Source organism: Ruegeria sp. CDSB013 (assembly GCF_059611165.1).
This window is the reverse complement of sequence record NZ_JBXWPA010000005.1, coordinates 214398-235522: the sequence shown is the minus strand read 5'-3', so window position 1 is coordinate 235522 and position 21125 is coordinate 214398. Positions and strand designations below refer to the sequence as shown.

General features: G+C 56.8%; 20 protein-coding genes. 3 read left to right on the top strand and 17 right to left on the bottom strand.

Translation table 11 applies throughout. The features are described from left to right. Window positions 1–10 precede the first annotated feature (10 nt). From comE to AC2FJF_RS11405, 10 genes are all read right to left on the bottom strand, one after another. Window positions 11–568, bottom strand: coding sequence for a sulfopyruvate decarboxylase subunit beta (comE, locus tag AC2FJF_RS11450; RefSeq protein ID WP_109312501.1), 558 nt, complete (start codon window positions 566–568; stop codon window positions 11–13). Beyond that, window positions 565–1071, bottom strand: a complete 507-nt coding sequence (comD, locus tag AC2FJF_RS11445; protein WP_496725520.1) for a sulfopyruvate decarboxylase subunit alpha — start codon at window positions 1069–1071, stop codon at window positions 565–567. Before comD ends, comE begins: the two co-directional genes overlap by 4 nt. Window positions 1072–1119: 48 nt before the next feature. Next, the gene (locus AC2FJF_RS11440) at window positions 1120–1530 is read right to left on the bottom strand and encodes a universal stress protein (protein ID WP_496725519.1); all 411 of its coding nucleotides are present in this window, start codon (window positions 1528–1530) and stop codon (window positions 1120–1122) included. A 23-nt stretch (window positions 1531–1553) separates the two neighbouring features. Next, window positions 1554–2534 carry a zinc-dependent alcohol dehydrogenase gene (locus AC2FJF_RS11435; RefSeq protein WP_496725518.1) on the bottom strand — a complete coding sequence of 327 codons (981 nt, stop codon included), beginning with the start codon at window positions 2532–2534 and terminating at the stop codon, window positions 1554–1556. Further along, window positions 2531–3292 carry an SDR family NAD(P)-dependent oxidoreductase gene (locus tag AC2FJF_RS11430; protein ID WP_496725517.1) on the bottom strand — a complete coding sequence of 254 codons (762 nt, stop codon included), beginning with the start codon at window positions 3290–3292 and terminating at the stop codon, window positions 2531–2533. Before AC2FJF_RS11430 ends, AC2FJF_RS11435 begins: the two co-directional genes overlap by 4 nt. Continuing rightward, the gene (gene hisD, locus AC2FJF_RS11425) at window positions 3285–4592 is read right to left on the bottom strand and encodes a histidinol dehydrogenase (RefSeq protein ID WP_496725516.1); all 1308 of its coding nucleotides are present in this window, start codon (window positions 4590–4592) and stop codon (window positions 3285–3287) included. Before hisD ends, AC2FJF_RS11430 begins: the two co-directional genes overlap by 8 nt. 12 nt (window positions 4593–4604) lie before the next feature. Continuing rightward, window positions 4605–5933 (bottom strand): TRAP transporter large permease, encoded by a 1329-nt coding sequence (locus AC2FJF_RS11420; RefSeq protein ID WP_496725515.1) that lies wholly within the window; start codon window positions 5931–5933, stop codon window positions 4605–4607. Between the two features lie 11 nt (window positions 5934–5944). Continuing rightward, window positions 5945–6457: a TRAP transporter small permease gene (locus tag AC2FJF_RS11415; protein WP_496725514.1), complete on the bottom strand. Its 513-nt coding sequence runs from the start codon at window positions 6455–6457 to the stop codon at window positions 5945–5947. Between the two features lie 110 nt (window positions 6458–6567). Then, the gene (locus AC2FJF_RS11410; protein WP_496725513.1) at window positions 6568–7713 is read right to left on the bottom strand and encodes a TRAP transporter substrate-binding protein; all 1146 of its coding nucleotides are present in this window, start codon (window positions 7711–7713) and stop codon (window positions 6568–6570) included. A 23-nt stretch (window positions 7714–7736) separates the two neighbouring features. Beyond that, the gene (locus AC2FJF_RS11405) at window positions 7737–7922 is read right to left on the bottom strand and encodes a hypothetical protein (protein WP_480794296.1); all 186 of its coding nucleotides are present in this window, start codon (window positions 7920–7922) and stop codon (window positions 7737–7739) included. Window positions 7923–8061: 139 nt separating this feature from the next. Between AC2FJF_RS11405 and AC2FJF_RS11400 the strand changes: the two genes are divergently transcribed. After that, on the top strand, window positions 8062–9087 hold the full coding sequence (locus tag AC2FJF_RS11400) for a LacI family DNA-binding transcriptional regulator (RefSeq protein ID WP_496725512.1): 1026 nt from the start codon (window positions 8062–8064) through the stop codon (window positions 9085–9087). On the opposite strand, the gene AC2FJF_RS11395 is transcribed toward AC2FJF_RS11400, so the two are convergent. Beyond that, window positions 9084–10055 carry a LysR family transcriptional regulator gene (locus tag AC2FJF_RS11395; protein ID WP_496707022.1) on the bottom strand — a complete coding sequence of 324 codons (972 nt, stop codon included), beginning with the start codon at window positions 10053–10055 and terminating at the stop codon, window positions 9084–9086. The genes AC2FJF_RS11400 and AC2FJF_RS11395 overlap by 4 nt on opposite strands. A 77-nt stretch (window positions 10056–10132) precedes the next feature. After that, complete coding sequence (locus tag AC2FJF_RS11390) at window positions 10133–12568, bottom strand: GcvT family protein (RefSeq protein WP_496725511.1); 2436 nt, start codon at window positions 12566–12568, stop codon at window positions 10133–10135. 185 nt (window positions 12569–12753) lie between these two features. On the opposite strand from AC2FJF_RS11390, the gene AC2FJF_RS11385 reads away from it, so the two are divergent. Beyond that, window positions 12754–14274 carry a trimethylamine methyltransferase family protein gene (locus AC2FJF_RS11385; RefSeq protein WP_496725510.1) on the top strand — a complete coding sequence of 507 codons (1521 nt, stop codon included), beginning with the start codon at window positions 12754–12756 and terminating at the stop codon, window positions 14272–14274. A 71-nt stretch (window positions 14275–14345) separates the two neighbouring features. Further along, window positions 14346–15314 carry an agmatinase gene (locus tag AC2FJF_RS11380; RefSeq protein ID WP_496725509.1) on the top strand — a complete coding sequence of 323 codons (969 nt, stop codon included), beginning with the start codon at window positions 14346–14348 and terminating at the stop codon, window positions 15312–15314. Here AC2FJF_RS11380 and AC2FJF_RS11375 read toward each other — a convergent pair. The 5 genes from AC2FJF_RS11375 to AC2FJF_RS11355 form a co-directional block, all read right to left on the bottom strand. Further along, entirely contained in the window at window positions 15311–16285 is a 975-nt protein-coding gene (locus AC2FJF_RS11375; protein ID WP_496725508.1) for an arginase family protein, read from the bottom strand. The two genes, AC2FJF_RS11380 and AC2FJF_RS11375, sit on opposite strands and share 4 nt — an antisense overlap. A gap of 54 nt (window positions 16286–16339) precedes the next feature. Beyond that, window positions 16340–17929, bottom strand: coding sequence for an ABC transporter permease (locus AC2FJF_RS11370; protein WP_496725507.1), 1590 nt, complete (start codon window positions 17927–17929; stop codon window positions 16340–16342). Then, entirely contained in the window at window positions 17922–18959 is a 1038-nt protein-coding gene (locus tag AC2FJF_RS11365) for a quaternary amine ABC transporter ATP-binding protein (protein WP_113790018.1), read from the bottom strand. The genes AC2FJF_RS11370 and AC2FJF_RS11365 overlap by 8 nt, the downstream gene beginning before the upstream one ends. Window positions 18960–19037: 78 nt before the next feature. Then, a complete protein-coding gene (locus tag AC2FJF_RS11360; protein ID WP_058279528.1) occupies window positions 19038–19988 on the bottom strand; it encodes an ABC transporter substrate-binding protein in 951 nt (316 codons plus the stop codon). Window positions 19989–20244: 256 nt separating this feature from the next. Then, entirely contained in the window at window positions 20245–21117 is an 873-nt protein-coding gene (locus tag AC2FJF_RS11355; protein WP_496725506.1) for a LysR family transcriptional regulator, read from the bottom strand. Window positions 21118–21125 lie beyond the last annotated feature (8 nt).

Sequence of the window (21125 nt, the reverse complement as noted above, 5' to 3'; positions counted from 1 at the left end):
GTCGACTTCTTTAGGACGCTTGGACGGCCTTCATAAAGCGGTCGCGGATCACAACCGGGTCCATCGTGATTACCGGCATCTTGGCATTGCCGCTTTCGCACTTGCTGACGATGATTGTCATTTGGCCGCTGTCGAGCGCTGCCTGCAAAGCGGCCCCAGTGTCTTCGGCCTGGCACTCGACCACATTCTCGCAGCCACATGCCTGCGCTACGGCTGCAAGCGACGTCTTCTTGCCTGCGTAAGTCGGCTGATCCCCGGTCGACCCATAAGATCCGTTATCGACGATCAGCAGAATGTAGTTGTCAGCCACGTTATTGGCGATGGTCGGCAAGGTGCCGAGGTTGGTCAGGATGGATCCGTCACCGTCGATTGTGATGACCGGCTTTGGCTGAGACAAGGCAAGACCCAGGCCGATGCTTGAGGCCAACCCCATAGTGCCCAGCATGTAGAAATTGGTGGGCTGGTCGTCGATGGCGTGCAACTCCTGGCTGGGAATGCCAATGTTGCAGACAACCAGTTGATCCCGCAGGATCGGCGCGATTTCTTTCAGGATTTCAGAACGGATCATTGGTCGCCATAGCCTCCCCAGAAATTGGCGTCGGTCAGAATGGCGACCGGCTTGTTGCTCATGAACGTGTATTTTAGGATCGCATCCAGTTCCTCGACATCCGATTGATGATGGAAATGGTAGGTCGGGATGTTCATCTGGGCCAGAAGCGCCTTGGTATGGACCGCCATTTCAACCTGGCAGGCGACGGGTTCGCGCAGCTCTCCACGATATGAAATCAGCATGGGCAAAGGCATCCGGTAATACTGGATCAGCGTCGCCAACGTGTTGATGGTTACGCCGATGGCAGTGTTCTGCATGATTATCGCGGGGCGTTTGCCACCCATCCAGGCACCGGCACACAGGCCCATGCCTTCATCCTCTTTGTTCGATGGGATATGATAGATGCCGTCACGCGCGTCGATTTCGTCGATGACGCCGGCCAATTGCTTGCACGGAACCGTGGTGACGAATGAGATGTCGTTGGCCACCAAATCGTCGGTGATCTTTTTGTCTATGTTCATGTCCGATATGTTAGTCCTGTATGGGGCGCAGTTAGCGCGATTGACGGTTTACAGCCCGCGGTGCACGTGCACGGCGCAAGGCGCATGACGGACGACGCGTGAGGCGGTCGATCCCAGAAAATAATCGCTGACACCCGGTTCATGCGAACCGATGACGATGCAGTCAAATTTGTTTTGTGTCGCAAAGTCGATCACCGTGCGGGCCGTGTGACCTTTGACAATCTCGGCCTGAACGCCCTCAAGCCCCGAAACTTTTTCCCGCAACAAGGTGCGTGCCGCGCGAAAGCCTTCGGCGACGACATCCTTGTCGAGATAGGCACTGACAGAGCCCTGAGGCATCTCGTAGACATGCAGGGCCACAATCTCGGCCCTTTCAGCCGATAAGGCCTTGGCGATTTCCAAAGTGTGCGGTGAAATCCCATGATCCAACGCCATTGGGACGAGAATTTTTTTGTACATGAATACCTCCGTTTCTGCCTGGACTAGATCCAGGGTGCGAGGATGATTTTGGGTGCGGCCACGGCACCTTTCCGCAAATCGCGAAAGGCGTCAGCAGCTTCAGACAAGGTCCGTTCCTCTATCCAGTCCAACGAACCCAAACGGCCATCGAATATCGCCTGCGCGGTCTTTCGGAAATCATCGGCAGTATAAGTATAGGTGCCGATAAACGTGATCTCCTGCAACGTCATACGACGTATATCCAAACCGCCCGTATCCTCACCCAACCCAACATGCACGATAACGCCGCCCGGTTGAACCTTTTCGGAAGCGGCCGCGCGGGTTGCAGAATACCCCACTGCGTCAACAACCAATGAGAACGTATCATCCGTGGCTTCGACCACATTAAAAGAACCCAAACTTTGCAGATAGGCGCGCCGCACGTCATTCGGCTCAACGATGACAACATCATCGAAGTCAGCTGCCGCCAGTGCCAAAGCTGCGGCCACACCAATCGCGCCGCCGCCTATCACCAACGCATCACGCGCCATTCCCTGATGCAGTGCCTCAAGCCCCAACCGAACCGCGTGCCAGCTAACGGCCAATGGCTCTGCCAGGGCGGCCTGCTGAAAGGATACGTGGTCCGGCACCTCAACCAGATTTGCATCCGGCATTGCAATATATTGAGCAAAAGCCCCTTCACGCGGTGGCATCGAGATGATCTGCCGGCTGGGACACAGGTTTTCCCGCCCTGCCTCACACGCCGGGCAGACACCGCAGTTGACCAAAGGATTGATCGTGACGCGCGTACCGTCGCGTGGACCTCCAACAATCGTCCCTGCGGCCTCGTGGCCCAGAATAAGTGGTGCAGGTCGGCGCGCGTCGTGACCCAAATAGGCGTGCATATCCGAGCCGCAAATCCCGACAGCCTCGACCCGGATCAATTGCTCACCTATGTCGGGCGCAGCATCTGGTACGTCCTCATAGGTCAAATGCTCAACACCCTGATAAACAAGCGCTTTCATTTCGCTGTAAACCCTCCGTCGACCATCAAAACTTGCCCTGTGACGTAGTTGGACGCCGGTGAGCACAAGAAAAGGATCGGCCCATCGATATCCTCCATCTGCCCGTTTCGGTTCATGCAGGTTTGCGCCGCGTTACGGGTTGCCCGGTCGGGGTCATTGAACACAGCCTGCGTCAGTTCGGTCGGGAAAAACCCCGGCCCGATGGCATTTGCAGTGATGCCGTCAGCGGACCAAGCCTCGGCCATGGCCCGCGTCAGTTGCCCGACCCCGGCCTTGCTGGCCCCATAAGCAATACCGCCCGGAAAAGCACGCGTGGTCTGAAGCGAGGCGAAATTCACGATCCGCCCCCACCCCCGAGCTTTCATCGCAGGAACCATTGCCTGGCTTAGGAAGAACGGCGCGCTCAGGTTCAGCTCAAGCGTCTTGTCCCAGCCTTCGGTGGTCACGTCATCTGCCACTTCGCGCGTGTTGATACCCGCCGCATGCACGATGATGTCCGGCGCGCCAAAACTGGCTGCGACTTCCTCGGCGAGCGATGCCACGCGCGACCGATCGGCCACGTCGGCAACAACTGTGGCCACGTTGTCGCCCCCTTCAGCTTGCAATTCTGCCAATGCTTCCGGTCGACGGGCGACGCCGACGACGCACGCACCCGCTGAGGCCAACACAAGCGCTGCACGACGCCCAAGGCCCGAGCTTGCGCCGGTCACGCAAGCGACACGCCCGGTCAGATCGAACAACGCGCGCGGATTATTCATCGGCGGTCAGGTTGAACTGTTCGTCAGGGAAGTATTTGGCAAGGCGCACGTCCGCAGCCCGCGCATGCCCTTCCATACCCTCCAACCGGGAAATGCGAGCGGTCGCCTCGGCAATGGATTTCGAGCCTTCGCGTGTAGCGCGCTGCCATGTGACGATCTTCATGTACTTATGGACGCTCAAGCCGCCGGTATAGCTGGCCGCGCCGGATGTCGGCAGAACGTGGTTCGTACCAGTCGCCTTGTCACCGTAGGACACTGTTGTTTCTTCACCCAGAAACAGCGATCCATAGCAGGTCAACCGACCCAGCCACCAATCCAGGTCCTCGGCCTGAACGGTCAGGTGTTCGGGCGCGTAATCGTCCGAACAGGCCGCCATTTCTTCACGATCTGAACAGACGATGACCTCGGCATAGTCACGCCACGCAGCAAAAGCGTTTTCTCGGTTGAGTTCAGGCAGATCCTCGATCAACGCTGGCACCAGCTCCATGACTTTTTGCGCAAGGTCCCGGTCATCCGTCACCAGCCAAACCGGAGAGTTATAGCCGTGTTCCGCCTGGCTCACCAAATCGGTGGCAACTACATGCGCATCTGCGGAACCGTCCGCAAGGATCAGGCTGTCCGTCGGCCCGGCAATCATGTCGATGCCAACTTTGCCATAGAGAATACGTTTAGCCTCGGCCACAAACTGATTGCCTGGGCCCACAAGAATATTTGCGCTCGGCAGGCCGAACAAACCATAGGTCATGGCGGCCACGCCCTGAACGCCGCCCATGGCCAGAATGCTGTCCGCACCGCAGATATGCGCTGCATACACAATCGCAGGCGCAACGCCTTCTCCTGGACGCGGAGGCGAGCAGGCCGTGATGTGGCGGCACCCGGCAACCTTGGCCGTAGTGACCGTCATGATCGCGCTGGCAATATGGCTATAGCGCCCGCCGGGCACATAGCAGCCAGCCGCGTCCACAGGGATGGCCTTTTGGCCGGCGATAAAGCCCGGGACAATTTCCATCTCAACGTCAGACACCGTGGACTTCTGCGTTTCGGCGAATCGGCGAACATTGTCGTGAGCAAACCGAATATCCGCCTTGAGCCTTTCGGGGACAAGCGCGCAGGCGGCCTCGATCTCTTCGGCAGTCATCAAAACGTTGCCGTCAAACTTGTCGAATTTGACCGCATATTCCAGCGCTTTGGCATCCCCGCCAGCCTCAATGTCGGCAAGGATTGTCTTCACGGTGTCATGCACTTCCGTGGCATGAGATTGAGCCGTCAGGGTCGCCTTTTTCAGATAGTCGCGAGGCATATTCAGTAGGTCCTATTGGTAGATTTCAGGAAGCAAGGTGGTCGAAACCGCCGGAACGTAAGCAATCAGAAGAACTACGATCAGCATTGTTAATACGAATGGTATAGCACGGGCCGCAATCTTCAGAATGGACTCACCCGTAATGCCAGATACGACGAACAGGTTCAGACCAAGCGGCGGCGTGATAAACCCGACACCCAGCGCGGTAATCATCATGATGCAGAACTGGATTTCGTTCATGCCGATATTGTCGGCCAGCGGTTTCAGGATAGGAGCTAGGATTACGATATTGGGCGTCGTTTCCATAACGCAGCCCGCAGCAATCAGGATACCGATCATCAGCAGGATCAGCAGGTACGGATCGTCGGTCAGCGAAGTGATCGAGGCGACGAACCCTTGCGGCACGCCCATGATCGCCAGCGCCTCGGCCAAGGGGGCCGAAAAGGCAATGATCGGCAGGATCACCCCGTTCACCTTGGCTGAGCTGACCAGCATCGAAGGAAAGTCGGCCAATGTCAGCGTGCGCAGGATGAAACCCATGATGATGGTGACAACCACGGCGGTGGCACCCGCCTCGGTCGGGGTCAGGCGACCCGAGAAGATGCCATAGAAGATAATCCCCGGCACGATAAACGCGTACCAGCCGGATTTCAGGGCCTTGCCCAAATTGGCCAGCCACTCGCCCATCGTCATCATGCCGCCACCCTCATAAGCGTAGAGACGGTTCATGATGATGTTGGTGATCAGGATCGAAACCAGAATGGCGAGCCCCGGGATCAGGGCTGCTAGAAAAAGGGTCGACGCAGAAATCCCCAGCACAAGACCGATGATGATGTAGGCAATCGACGGTGGGATCAGGATGCCGGTACAGGCCCCGGCCGCGACCAACGCGCAGGCGTAGGGGCGCGGATACCCGCTTTCGACCAGCCGGTTGATGGTCATGCGACCGACAGCGGCCGCGCCAGCGGCATCCGACCCCGAAATGGCGGCGAACATGCCGCAAACCAAAACGGTGGCCGAGCCAAACCCGCCTTTGGCGAAGCAAGTCAGCGCCTCAGCCACATCCAGGAATTTACGTGACAAACCGGTACGGACCAGCACGTCACCCGTCAGGATAAACAGCGGCACAGCCGTTAGGGCAAAGGCGTCGATCCCGGTAAACAGACTCTCACCCACCAGGCTCAGCGGTAGATCGCCCGACATGACTAACATTACGATCGCGGCAGAACCAATCGCTGCCCAAACCGGAACAGCCATGGCGATCAGAACAACGAACAGAATGACGGGCAGGTAGAAATCCCAGCCCAGTTCTACGGTTTGATTGAGAGTATTCCAGAGCATCTCAAATCCCCTCAGTCAAACAGCTTGTCACCTTCGAAGACGGGCGTGCCGTCGCGAAGGGATTTGAAGTCACGCATAAACGATTGGATCAGGCGCCAGATCATCAGCGCGAATCCGGTCGGCACTGCCATCAGGAACCAGACTTTCGACACCCGGAGGCCGTCAGTCACTGATCCAAACTTGGCCGAGACGTGAACCGCCTCGTACGACCAGTAAAGCGCGATCACAGCGACTGCGAACATCACCAGATCGCCGAAGATGTACAGTAGGGCCTTGGGACGCGGCCCGAGGTAATGCATGACCACATCAATCCGGATGTGCGCCCGCTCTTTGACCGCCGCCGCAGCGCCGATCCAGGCCAAATAGATGAAGGAATACCGGACGATTTCTTCCCCCCAGATTGAGGAATAGGCGAATATCTCGCGTCGCAGAACCTCGATGGCCATGGTGATGACCAGCATCACGTAGAACACCAGCAGCAGCCAGCGCTCGGCGTTGCGATCTATGTTTTGGAGTAAGGTCATCGGTTCCCTCGGCGACAGAACAGTCAGGCGCGGCCTTCTGTTTTGGGCCCTTTCAGGCCTGACTGCTGTTGAGTGATTGCGGACGCCAAAAAGACGTCCGCCGGTTTAGGTCATGCGTCGTGGACGTAGTATTTTCCTTGTGTCCCGGCCGCTTCGACCAGTTTCTCAAAGGCGTCCATCGACCCGGCCAGCTCTGTCTTGAACGGATCCCAATCGGCGTTTTGGTAGCCCCCAACGCTTTCCCACTCGGCCAGTTGATCCGCGTTGAGCGAGTGGAATTCCACTCCGGCCTTGTTCAGCTCGGCCATGGCAAAGGCACGGGCCGAGGGAACTTTGGAAAGGTTCTGATGACTGGTCATTTCCGAACCCCACATGATGCCTTCCTGAACGTCCGGCGGCATCGAATTGAACCATTCGAGGTTACACGAATAAACTTGGCTGTCCGGAACGGCCTGCGTAAAGGTCACGTGGCTGAGGATGTCCTTGAAGCCAAACACATACAGCGCTCCGACCGACGGATCGAGCGCATCCGCAACACCCTGCTTGATCGCTGAGGGGGTTTCACCCCAAGCAACAGGCGTCGGGTTTGCACCGACCATGCGGTAGTACTGCTGCAGCATTTTCGAGCCGGGTACGCGGAACTTCACACCGCTCATGTCACCGGGCGTGATGATTGCATTACCACCCTGACGTACGGCAACGACGCGCGGGTCGATCACCACATAGAACAGTGCCTTGAACCCGGCTGCTTCGACTTTCGGGTGAACTTCGTTCTGCCATGTGTCGGAATGCACAAGGTTGGTGAACCGCTGGTTCGAACCGCACAGATACGGCATGTTGATAAGGTCAACGGTCGACGCGAACGGTGCGAAGTTGGACAGCGAATGCTGCGCCGCCTGAATGGTTCCGCCCTGCACCTTCTGTACCAAAGCACCACCGGCACCCAGTTGGCCACCAGGCGCAAGCTTGACGTACACTTTCCCGTTTGTTGCGTTCTGGATGTTTTCTTTCAGGTCAAGCTGCATGATCGGATAGCTGCGCGAAGCGCCCAATACATATGCGGTTGCGACCGTCATGACGTGGTCCGCTGCCTTTTCACGCTCATTTTCTTCTTTGGCTGTCTGCGCCACAGCTTCGGACGACCACAGAACGCCACCGGCACCTGCAACCAGCGCAGCAGTAAATGAACCACTGGCGCTGAGCTTCAGGAAATTACGACGTTCGACGGACGCCAGTTCATTTCTATCGTTTTTCATTATGTGCCCTCCCAAGCAAAAAATCAGCCATCGCTTTTTGCGTCGCGAGCGGCTTCCTTTTTTAGAATCGCGACAACGAACAGAATCGACGCCGCGAACAGAACCAACATCTCTCCGACGTCACCAAGAAAGGCGCTGTTTGCAAAAGCCCCCAGCGCCACGTTCGCAAAATAGATGGCAAACACGAGTGCGGACGCAGCCAGAAACATCTCTTGGACTCCCCTTTCAGATTCGGCCCAATGCCCTTTGTAAGCGCTTACATGCAAAATGCAAGCGCTTACATATCCACTTCCCTCTGGCGTCAGTTGAGTTTAGAGTTATTGGCAAAAGCAAATTGTGAGTTTGGAAATGGAGAAACCTCGGTCGGCGCCGACACTGGATGATGTGGCAAAAATGGCTGACGTTTCGACGGCTACAGTGTCGCGTTGCCTCAACAGCCCGGACCGAGTTGTCGAAGCGACCCGCAAACGCGTCCTGTCTGCAGTTGAAACGTTAGGGTACACTCCAAACTTTGCGGCGCGCGTCATGGCCGCCAAGCGGTCGTTCACCATCGGGGCGATCATACCGACCATGGAAAACGCGATCTTCGCGCGTGGCCTTCAGGCCTTTCAGGAAGAGCTGCACCAGCGCGGGTATACGCTGCTGGTCTCAAGTTCAGCTTACAAACCTGAAATCGAAGAAGAGCAAATCAGGACCCTGATTGCACGTGGGGCCGACGGGCTGCTGCTGATCGGACATGACCGCGATCCCAAGATCTACGACTTTCTGAGCCAGCGGAAAATTCCGGCATTGGTCGCATGGTCCTATTTGCCGGACTCCAAGTTGCCTTCCGTCGGATTTGACAATCGCGCGGCTATGTTCAACCTCGCCAGCCATGTTATTGAATTGGGGCATACACAGATCGGCGTGATCTCGGGTCTCGTAGACGGGAATGATCGCGCCCGGCTCAGGGTTCAGGGCATCCGGGATGCGATATCTGATAGCGGGCTCGCGGCCAACAATCTGACTCTTGTCGAAACATCCTATGAGATCGAAAACGGTGCCAAAGCCTTCCGCGACCTGATGAACGCTGACCCGCCGCCGACTGCAATCTTGTGTGGAAACGATGTGTTGGCCGCAGGTGCCTTGCGACAGGCCCAAGAGATGGGGTTGGACGTACCTGGCGATGTATCGATCACGGGTTTTGACGATATCGAACTGGCCAGAATTGTTTCCCCGGCCCTAACGACCGTGCATGTGCCACATCGTGAAATGGGGCGCAAAGCGGCCCTGCAACTGGTGGAGATGGTCGAGAACCAAACCGCCGGGACTAGCGAACAACTGGCGACGAGAATTGTAAATCGACCGTCGCTTGGTAAGCCTGCGCCGGGCTAAGCCGCCTCCCCCTCCATCGTGCGGAAGTCGTTTTTTAGCCAAGGATGCTTGGCGCACATTGGGCGAGTAAAATGTTGCCGGATCAGTTTCACCATAACTTTCTGGATCAGTTCCGAGGTCGTCACGGGATACACTTCGGTCGTGAACAGCGACACGGTTCGCACGAAGTTTCTACCGGGAAACGGCATGGCTTTGACACTGTTATGGAACCGCTGGGTCCGATGAAAACAGGCGGCCGTCGTGATCGCCCAACCGCTACCCTGGGCCACCAAACCGATGATCGACTGGTTGCATTCCAGTTCGAACCTGTTCGGCAGGCTAAACTTGCTGCGTGCCAATTGAATCTCGATCTGCTTCCCGATCACATAGTCCCGCGAATACCGTAATAGGGGTAAGTCCGCGTCCGGGTGAAACAACTCTTCTGGCGACCCTTCAAAACTGTTGGGAAGCACGACCAAAAACGGGTCGCGCATCAACGGGTACTCGATCAACCCTTCGGTTCGTCCCGGTGGTCGGGTGGCAACACCCACATCCAATTTATGTTCCTGTAGCTTGGAGAGGATTTCGTGGCTGGGACGCGTATAGTGACGAAAATTGCAACGCGGCAATGCCTGCGCCAGAAACCGGACCATATCAGGCGCGATCTGGTTGTCGAAATCGTCAATAAGCGCCAATCGCAGGTCGGTCGCATGTTGCCAATTGCCCGTTCGGATTTCGGCCTCGCCGCGTTTCAGAACAGTCAAACCGTCGCGGACATATCGCGCAAAGACTTCGCCCGCGGGCGTCAGGCCCATGGGTCTGCGCCCATGATCGACCAGCTCGATACCAAGCGTGTTTTCCAAGCTGCGCAGGTGGTTCGAGACCGTGCTGATCGACAAACCCGTTTCGGACGCGACCTGTTGGATCGATCCGGATTTGGCGATCAATTGGAAGATTTCCAACCATCTCAGGCTCAGCGATTTGGACATGGGTGCCAATCATTGTTTCGATTTGCTCGAAACTAGCCAAGCAAAGATTTACTCTTGCGGCAATGCCAAAGTTCCAGTTACGCCTTCATCCGGTCAAAGCCCGGGTCATATGGGCACGACGGAATGACCGTTGCGCGCGCACCCTGACCGCAACTGTCCAGATCCATTTCACATCCGATATCCGCGTAGGCGGGATCGACAAATGCATGCGCCAGATTCAACCCGGTGCGATGTCCCCAATCACCCGATGTGACGGTTCCAACCACCTTATCCCCCTGCATCAATGACGCTCCAGGATGTGCAGGACCGAAGGTTGAGGAAACCTGAAGCACGACAAGCTTCTTAAGAAGCCCCTCTGATTGTCGATTTAACAAAGCGTTCCGCCCGACAAAATCTCCCTTATTCAATCGGACGAACCTGTCCAATCCTGTTTCATAGGGATCGAACTCGGTGATCAGGTCTGCTTTCCAATGAAGAAAGCTCTTCTCCATCCGCATCGATTCAACAGCCCGTGCCCCGAACACCTTCAACCCGTGTGCCTCACCTGCTTGCCGTAACGCCAAATAGGCCGCGTAAAGCGAGGCGTTGGGTACGTGGATTTCATAGGCCAATTCACCCGAAAAGCTGAGGTTCATGACCGTAGCCGGAGCGATGCCAACGAAGCACTCGCGCACATTGAGCCACGGGAAAGCCTCAGCCGACCAATCCCCTCGGGCGCAGACCGACAAGACGTCTCGCGCCTTCGGGCCAGCGAGCACCAATATGGTTTGGTCATTTGTCAAACTGCGCAGATGAACGTCTTCATCGCGTCGCATGTGCTGGCGTAGCCAATCCATGTCATGAAATTCGCTTGCTGCGGCTGAGCCATACCAGACGCGCGCCTCCCCCCGGTCGCTGGCCGGTAGATTGGCGACAGTAGCCTCTGCTTTGATCATACCATGATGGTTCAGAAGGTATCCTAGCCCAACACGCCCCTCGCGCCGGGTCACAAGCCCGCAGAACATCCGGTCCAGAAAAGCATGCCGGTCGTTTCCAGTGATTTCGATCCGATTGAACCCGTTCACCTCGGCCAGTCCAACACCCGATTGCACATTCCGAACCTCAGCGGCGACCACATCAAATGTTTCGTCAAAACCGAAACTATGCGTCGGCGTAAACTCCGGCGAGGGTTTGATATAATCCACCCTCTCCCACCCATTGACCACGGTGAACTCGGCCCCTCCCGCCGCCAGCACCGGCGTCAGAGGTGTAGTCTTGGCGGGACGTCCTGCAGGGCGATGTTCATGCGGAAAGTGGAACCGGAATTCGTTTTGATAATCTTCGATGGCCTTGAGCGCGGTCAATTCGACGTTTGCATGACCCGTGAACCGCCGGGGATCGAGGCACCACGTATCGTAACAAGCCTCACCATGCACAATCTGTTGGGCTAGCAGCCACCCATGCCCACCCCCTTCGCCCAGCCCTGCGCGCAGACCGATGATACAAAAGGCGTTGCGTTTGCCTGGGATTGGCCCCACCAGCGGAGCCCCGTCGATCGTATAAGTAATCGGCCCATTGACCACGGTGTGAATACCAACCTCCATCAGCGCGGGCATCCGCGCGAATGCGCCCTCCAACACATCCGTCACGCGATCCAGATCATCGGGACAAAGAGCGTTCACAAAGTTCGGCTCAATCCCGTCCATACCCCAGGTCTTGCAGTCCTGTTCGTAAAACCCGAGCAACAGGCCGTTTTTTTCCTGCCGGCAATAATAGTCGCTGATCGGACAACGCAGTAGCGGCATCCGGTGACCCGCGTCGCGTATCGCTTGTATCTCTTCGGTCAGGAAGTACTGGTGCTCCATCGACGAAACAGGATGATGAACGCCCATCATTGCGCCGACTTCGTTGACGCGATATCCGCAGGCGTTGACCACGATGTCGCAATCGATGTCACCATGCTCGGTCTGCACAGTCCAGGTGTCGTCGGCGTGCTGCACCAGACCAGTCACTGGTGTATTCCGATAAACCTCTGCCCCTGCCTTGCGCGCCCGGCGCGCCAATGCCTGACACAACTGAGCGGGGTCAATATCGCCGTCCAAGGGGTCCCACAGCCCGCCGATCAGGTTGTCGGTTGAAATCAGAGGGTGGCGGCGGGCGCATTCGTCCGCGTCAATCACCTCGAAGTGCACATCCATACCCCGCGCCATGGATGCAAAGTGGCGATAGCCCTGCATCTGGCCTTCGGTGTTGGCGAGGCGTATCCCCCCATCCCCGTGGTGGTAGTTGATCGGATAATCCGGATCGTCGGCTAACTCCTTGTACAATTGGATCGAGTGCGTTTTCAGGCCTACCATCGTCTGGTTCATGCCAAAGTTCGTCACCTGCGCGGCCGAATGCCACGTCGTGCCCGAGGTCAATTCGTTCCGTTCGAACAGCACCACATCGGTCCACCCCTCTTGCGTCAAATGATAGAGGGTCGAACATCCGGCGATGCCGCCGCCGATCACAACGACTTTGGTACGCGACTTCATTGGCTTTGCTCCGTAAGATTTCGTCCAAGTCTTGCGGAAGAAAAGGCTGGGGCGACAACTGCGCAAATGCGGGTGCAGGAAAATCGAAACTGCGATTTCGGATTCTGAAAAAGGCAATTCGCCTTTGTTGCCGGGATGTTCCGCCCCTTACGGTGCAGGAAAGTGATAAAAAGGAATTGGACCGGATGTCATCAGAGGGTTCTAAACGCAGCGGCCGAAAAGCGCGGCATGCCCAGCGAGCAGCCAAACCGGTCGTAGACCCCTGCCCACCCGGCCAGAAGGGCGGCGCTTATAAACCTCTGAGCCAACGCGAGATCGAACAGATATACGATACAGCACTGCAGCTGTTGGAACGTTTGGGCATGGGAAACGTGCCAGACAGATTAGCGGCAGACCTCAAAGCCGCAGGTGTGCAGGTCGGTCAACAAGACCGGTTGTTGTTCCCACGTGTATTAGTTCAGCGCGCAATCGATACGGCCCCCAAGAGTTTCGTGTTTCATGGCCGGGACGAAAACCGCTCCATCGAGGTTGGCGGCGACCGCGTGTTTTTCGGCACGGGTGGCGCGGCCGTTCAAACGCTGGACATCAATAGCGGTTTCTATCGCCCTTCTACGCTCGAGGACCTGCACGACTTCACGCGATTGCAGGACACGCTGGCCAATGTCAGTTGGTTCACCCGATGCTGCGTGGCCACAGATGTACCTGATGTATTCGATCTGGACGTCAACACCGCCTATGCGTTAGTGCGCAATACGACCAAACCAGTGGCAACATCATTTACCCTGGCCGAACATGTCGGCCCCATTGTCGAGTTGCTGGATATCGTCGCCGGAGGGCCGGGTGAATTCGCCAAACGCCCCTTTCTGAAGGCTCATATCAGCCCGGTGATTTCGCCACTGCGGTATGGGGAGGATGCGGTTGAAGTCGTCTATGAATGCGTCGCCCACAATATTCCCATGTCGTGCATCACGGCCGCGCAGGCCGGCGCCACGGCACCGGCAACTTTGGCCGGGTTTTTGGCGCAATCGCTGGCCGAGACATTGGCCAGCCTTGTCATGGTCCACGCAATCAGGCCCGGATTTCCGATGGTGTTTTCCAATTGGCCTTTCATCGTAGACCTGAGAACCGGGTCTTTTGCTGGCGGCAGCGGAGAGACGGCCGTTTTGAACGCGGCCTCAGCTCAGCTCACAAACTGGCTGGGCCTGCCCTCGGGCGTGGCCGCATCGATGACCGACGCAAAGGCTATCGACGCGCAGTACGGCGTTGAAAAAGGCATGACATCGCTTGCCGCGGCACTGGCTGGGGGGAACCTGATCTATGAAAGCTCGGGAATGACCGCATCCTTGTTAGGCGCAAGTTTCGAGGGGTTTGTTCTGGACAACGAAATGCACTCACACACTTATCGGGCGCTGCGCGGGATTGAGGTGAGCGAGGAAAACCTGGGTTTTGACGCCATCTGCCATTCTGTTCTGGGGGACGGGCATTTCTTGGGAAGCGCGCAGACCTATGCGGCGATGGAGCGGGATTACTTTTACCCTGAACTCGCCGATCGACAGGAGCCCCGCACGTGGCAAAACGATGGTGCGAAAGACGCATGGTCATCTGCCCGGCATCACGCCAAAGAAGTTCTGGCCAGCCATCACCCAGAATATTTGAGCGCCGAACAGGATGCCGAAATCCGGAAACGTTTCCGCATTCTGACATAAAAACCACAGAGCATTCCCAACACTTCATTGGGCCGCTAGGGTCCAATGGGAATTGCGCGAAGGATAAGGCCATGACCGATTCATTTTTTCAGCCGGTATCGGCGATGGAGCTGGCCCGGTTTGCCGGCATCCCCTCGTTCATGCGTTTGCCCAGCCTGGACCTGGATCACGAACGGATTTTGGATGTTCAGGTCGGTCTCATCGGCATCCCGTGGGATGGCGGCACCACCAATCGCCCCGGCGCGCGGCATGGTCCGCGACAATTGCGGGACTATTCCACGATGATCCGCGCGATGAACCCGGTCACAGGCGTCGCGCCGTTCTCAATGGTCAATTGCGCCGATCTTGGCGACGTTGCGCCCAATCCGGTTGATATCGAAGATACTCTGAACCGGGTTACGGATTTCTACTCGACCCTACAGGCAAAAGGCATTGTTCCGCTCACCGCTGGCGGGGACCACCTGACCACCCTGCCCGTTTTGCGTGCGCTTGCCGCCGCAGGCCCCATTGGCCTGATCCAGTTCGATAGTCACACAGACCTGTTCGACAGCTATTTTGGGGGCCATAAGTTCACCCACGGCACTCCGTTTCGGCGCGCGGTAGAAGAAGGACTGGTCGACCCCAAACGCTTTGTTCAGGTTGGCATCCGGGGCACCGCCTACAACACCGAAGACATCGAATGGGGCGAGGCACAGGGTATTCGCATCATCCGTATCGAGGAACTGTTTGATCGGGGCATCGACGACGTGATGGCCGAGGTGCGCGGTATCGTTGGGCAAGCACCAACCTATTGCACCTATGACATTGATTTTGTTGACCCAACCTACGCCCCTGGCACCGGAACGCCCGAGATCGGGGGACCAAACAGTTTTCAGGCGCAGCAGGTCATCCGCCAGATGTCTGGCGTGAACCTGATTGGCGCTGATCTGGTCGAAGTATCGCCCCCATTCGATCCGAACGGAGGCACCGCGTGGCTGGGCATTTCGCTGATGTTCGAACTGCTCTGCGTTTTGGCCCAGGCTGTTGACGCACGGCGCTAGCTGGCGTTTTCGGCGATCATCGAGATCATTTCGAACATCACCGCAGCTGCCGTTAGCGCGGTGATGTTGTGCGGGCTGTCCTTGGTTGGCATCATGCAAACGACGTCCCCGCCCACAATGTTCAACCCGCGCGCGGCACGCAGAATGCCGACAGCCTCGTCAATATCGAAACCCTTCTCGCCCGGTTCCAGATTGGACACGGCAGGCGCGACAGTGGGATCAAGGCAATCCAGATCGAACGTGATATAGACTGGGCGGTCCCCCAGCACTTCTTTGGTCTGAGCCACGACGTCTTCCAACCCTCGTTGACGGAATTCGCGCATAGTGACGATGTTGTAGCCATAGTCGTAGGACGGCTGCAGCCAGTCCAAGCTTCGTGGATGGCCCCTAAGTCCGATTTGCATGGATCGCGTGGGGTCGACCTGCCCCTGATCCGCCAGATACGCGCCCCAATGGGCCGCTGATTTCTTCGCCCCCAGGAAATGATCGACCTTGGTGAAGACGTCAGTATGCGCGTCCAAATGCAGAAAGCTGACAGGCTCTCCACCAGCCAGTTTACCGCAACCCAGCGCTTGCACTATCCCGCCAGTGATGGAGTGGTCGCCGCCAATCGACACCGGGCGCGCACCGGCTGCATCGATGTCTTTGTAAAAAGCCGTAATCCGTTCGATGCAGTCTTCGTTATCGTTTGCCCGCGGAAATGGAACGTCGCCCACATCTGCAATCTTTGCGCTATTCCACGGATCAATTTCAAACACCGAATGTACCCGCCGCTGTACGGCCGAGACATGCCGCAAAGCACGCGGGCCCAAATGCTGATCCCGCTCGGTTGTGCCGTTGCCTGCCGAATGCGGCACTCCGACCAAAGCGATGTCCTGCCCTTCGGGACCTTGATTGGGGCACCGAAATAGGGTCGGTATCCCCCACCAATATAGATTGTCCATCATAGACTGTTCGTAACGGTCGGTCATCTGCGTCTCCGGTGAAAGAAAAACACCCCCGATGTGAACCGGGGGCGTTTGCGTTCAGAGTTTCTCGTCTTCTCGGCGGAAGGCACCTTGAACGATACGGTCCATGACCATGGCCAGGAACAGGATGGCGAACCCACCCAGCAGGCCCGGACCTTTGGCAGCGTATTGCAGCGCCTCAAGGATTTCCTTGCCCAGACCTCCACCGCCGATCAGCGAGATAATCACCACCATCGACAAGCACATCAGAATGGTCTGGTTCACGCCGGTCATGATCGACGGCAGGGCAAGCGGGATCTCAACATCCTTGAGCAACTGCCATTTCGACGCCCCAAAAGCCACGGCAGCCTCTTTGATGCTTTCCGGAACCCCGCGCATCCCCAGCGCAGTCAGGCGAATAACTGGCGGCATACCAAAGATGATCGTCGCCAAAATGCCCGGCGGGTTGCCTGTGCCAAAGAAAGCGATGATTGGGATCAAGTAGACAAACGCCGGCAATGTCTGCATCAGGTCCAACACCGGCTCGGCCGCCCGGTAGGCGCGCTTGGATTTGCCGAACCAGATGCCCAGCGGAATGCCAAAAACCACGCATAACAGCACCGCCGCGCCCACCAAGGCCACGGTTTCCATCGCCACATCCCAATACCCCAGAAGCGCGATATAGGCCAACGAAGACGCGGTGAAGATTGCCACCCTTGGCCCTGCCGCGCGCCACGCGGTCACACAGATCACCAACATCACAACCGGCCACGGGGAACCGATCAATGCCACCGTCAACGCGTCCAGAACAGATCGCACACCCGCCACGATACCGTCGAATACATCCCCGCCGGCTGCGGCGGCTGCATCTATTTGCGCCTCCATCCAGCTTGCCAGATTTGAGAACAACGTTCCGTTGCCTTCGCCCAATATCATCGCGGAGACTTCCTGCTCGGGGAATGCATCCAACAATGGAAGTGAAGCGTTTACAGTGAATTTGTACACGATCAGCGGACCAATTGCGGCCACCAGAACAGCGCCCAAAACAGTGTTCCGGGTCGAGCGGCCGCTTTCGGTGCTGGCAGGATCCGTCCGCCAATTGGAGTACTGCTTTTCGTACACGCGGTCCGCATAAAAGCCTTGCGCAAGCTTGAAGACCAGAAGCATCAACAGGCCCGTAACCATGATGCCTACGGCTTCGGACTGAGCGGCAGCGGCTTTTTCAAAACTGGAATCCGCCGCCTTCTGGATATTAGCCGCCAGTTTGTTGAACCGGTCTATATCTGCCTTTTCGGTCGCCGCAGCCGCGCGCTCCAACAATTCGTTCGCGCGAGTTTGCTGACGCTCGGCCCGTTCGGCCAAATCAGCGCCAGGATTGCCCCAGGCACCGCGGCCGATCTGAACCCAGGCGATGATTTCCAGGATCAAGAAAGTCCAGAACATCCCCCAAATCGCACGTGAGGCTGACCAGAACGGCCCCAGAACAGCCGCCCAGATGTTGAACGTGTTTGGAATGCCACTGGTCGCATCATGGATTTTGTGAAAAGCGTTGACGTAATAATCGCCGTTTGGTCCCGCAAACTCATGGATTGAACGGTCCAATGCGTCGCGATCGACTTCGATATCCGAGGCGGCCGTGACTTTTACTTCCGTGGTTGCATCAGTCATTTTTGCCCCCCTGAATTCCGCGCAGCAAACGCGGTTTAGTGACCACGCCTACATCAGCGCCAGCATCGGTAATGATGACCGGCAGGTCCGTATTGACGGCAAGGTCGATCAACTGGTCCAAATCCGCCCCTTCATCCGCGCGTGGTGCGCCCTCAGTCGAGCCGGAATAGCTGTCGATTGGTTCCATGATCGAATGCGCTTTGACCAGTTTGAGTTTGGAAATGCCCTGTACGAACTCACGCACATAGTCATCCGCCGGGTTCATGACGATATCTTCGGGCGTGCCAATCTGAACTATGACGCCGTCTTTCATGATGGCGATCCGGTGCCCGATACGGATGGCCTCGTCCAGGTCGTGGGTGATGAACAGCGTCGTCTTTTGCAGCTGCGCCACAAGCGCCTTGAACTGATCTTGCAGTTGCAACCGGATCAACGGATCTAACGCCGAGAACGGCTCGTCCATCAACAAAATCTCGGGGTCCGAGGCCAGCGCACGGGCGATCCCCACACGTTGCTGCATCCCACCCGACAACTCTTTGGGCAGGCGATCCTCGTAGCCTGTCAGGTCTACCAACCCCAGTGCATGATCTGAAACTGCCCAGCGTTTCGACTTGGACACTTTGCGGATTTCCAGCGGGTAGGCGACGTTATCGCGAACCGATCGGTGTGGCATCAGTGCCATGTGCTGAAACACCATCCCGATTTGCATGGCCCGAATGCGACGCAGCTCGGCCTCGGAAATCTTGGAGACATCCTGCCCCAGAATTTCGATCTTTCCGGCGGTCGGTTCGATCAGGCGATTAACGTGTCGTACCAGCGTCGATTTGCCAGAGCCTGACAGGCCCATGATGCAGAAAATCTCGCCCCTTGGCACTTCGAAGGACGCGCCCTGCACGCCAACGACACAATTGAATCTTTCCAGAACTTCAGGCTTTCCGATGCCTTCATTCCGGACGGCTTCCATGGCTTCTTCGGCTTTTGCGCCAAAGATTTTCCAGACATCCGTCAGTTTAACGACTGTTTCGGTCATTTTTGTCCCTTTGGTGCAAAACAGGCCGCCGGGGCTGTCCCGACGGCCTGCCAGAGTTTCAATTCCGGTGGGCGTCAATCAATTTGACATCCAGCCCAGAACGGCATCTTCGTTCGCACCGACCCATTCCTCGGCATAAGCCAAAGGCTCTTGGCCTTCGATCACCAATGCAAAGGTCATCGCCGAAACCGTGTCCGTATCCAGTTTCATGTTGGACAGCATGGTCGCCACTTCCGGATATTCTTCCTCAAGCGACTTTGCGAAGTGCAAATGCAGGTAGGCAAGATCCCAGGCAACGCCGGCCTCGGATTTTTCCAGCCAATCTGGGTCGTCTGTGGGCTGCAGCACGTTCCACTTGGCTGCGTCGTACGCCGGTTCTTCCAAGATCTGCATGTCATGCAGGGCAAACACATAGTGCGGCGTGTAGCAGAACCCAACCCACGGCTCGCCCGCTTTGATTGCATTGTCGAGATTCGCGTAAGCCACTGTCTCGTCAATTTCTGTCAGTTCAAAAACTTGGTCATAACCGTAGGATTTGGCCCGAATTTTTTCGACGTTGGTCGACGCCCATCCCGGCGCACCGATCCATAGCTCACCCTGCCCGTCACCGTTGCTGTCGAACAGCGCGGCGTTGTCGGGATTTGTCAGGTCTTCAATGGACGTAATGCCATGTGCTTCGGCGGTTGCCTTGTCGACGCACATACCCTGAAAGGCTTCAACGCCATTCGCGTTGAACGTAACCGTTCCCTTATCTTTTACGTAGGTATCATGCAGGTTTTGTTGGTTGGGCATCCAAACTTCGGGGTGTACGTGCATGGCACCGGAGTCCATCGCCTCGAACACAATCGGGTTGGTGCCATTCTGAAGTTCAACCTCAAGACCGAGGTTCTGTTCGATCGCAACTTTCAAAATATGTGCCGTCGCATTTACCGAAGGCCAGTTCGGCACGCCGATCACGATATCAGCAGCAAGGGCGGGTCCAGCGATCACAGCGGATGCGCCTCCCAGTAACGTGGCTAATTTTTTCATTTGTGTCTCCTTGTTGGACGTCTGCGGCGCTGTTTTTCTATGCCCGGGGGCCGTGGTGCACCTTGCAAACAAAGTCGGAAAGCCGATGCTTTCCCATTTTTGGGTCAGCCGCACGATGCGCCGACCCGGCAAGAAAAATTGAAACATGGTGACGCGTCACCCATCAAGCGTTACGTCCAAGAAGCACTCAAATTCGATATTATCATAGAAATGTTTCGGCTTTGTCGAAAATTGGCCGTGAACTCGTACTCTGCCATCAGGCAGCGCCCAGTTCCAGAATGTAAGCGACCGCCTCTTCGGTCAGATGCTTGAACCGCGCATGTTCACTGACATAGAGGCAGACCTGGCGCTGATCGGGCAAATCCGCAATTTCGCGAAACGCCGTCGCCTCGGGCATAAAACTGGCGACCGATTGCGGCAACACCGTTACCCAATCCCCGGTCTTGACCATTGTGATAAGGGAATGGGTGTTGTGAACAGTAACATCCGCCTGCGCTTCGGATGCCCGGAACTTGGGCGATTGAATCAGATCGCACAGCGCGTTTCGTATAAACGGAAGTGTCAGGACTTCGTCAATTGTTGGCATATTTGGCTGTCGTATCAAACGGTGATCAGAGGCGCATACCAGCCCAAACCTGTCTTCGAACAATGGAAGCGACCGAACTCCGTTCAGCGCGTGCTGACCTGAGGCGATGCCAATATCCGCTTTACCCTCAACCAGTGCGTCCAATACCTGCTGAGTATCTGTGTCACGCAATTCGACTTTTACGCCGGGAAAGCGCTCGGTGACATAGGCCAGAACCTTAGGAAAAATCAGCGCCGCAACCGATGGAACGGACGCGATGCGCAGCAACCCGTGCTCTGCTTTTGCTGCGGCCATGATATCCAGGACGGCTTGATCGAACTGGCGGACTTGTTTCAATGCCACCTCGAAGACCTGCAATCCCAAAGGCGACAGTTGGTTCTTTCGCTCACCTTCAAACAGCTTTTTGCCCAGTTCATCTTCAAACTGCTTGAGGGTCATAGACACCGCCGACTGGGTCCGGCCCAGCCGGTCGGCCGCCTCGATCAGGTTGCCGGTTTGGGCGACAGTGCAAAAGCATCGCAGGGTCTCGATCTTGATCGCCAAGCTTCACC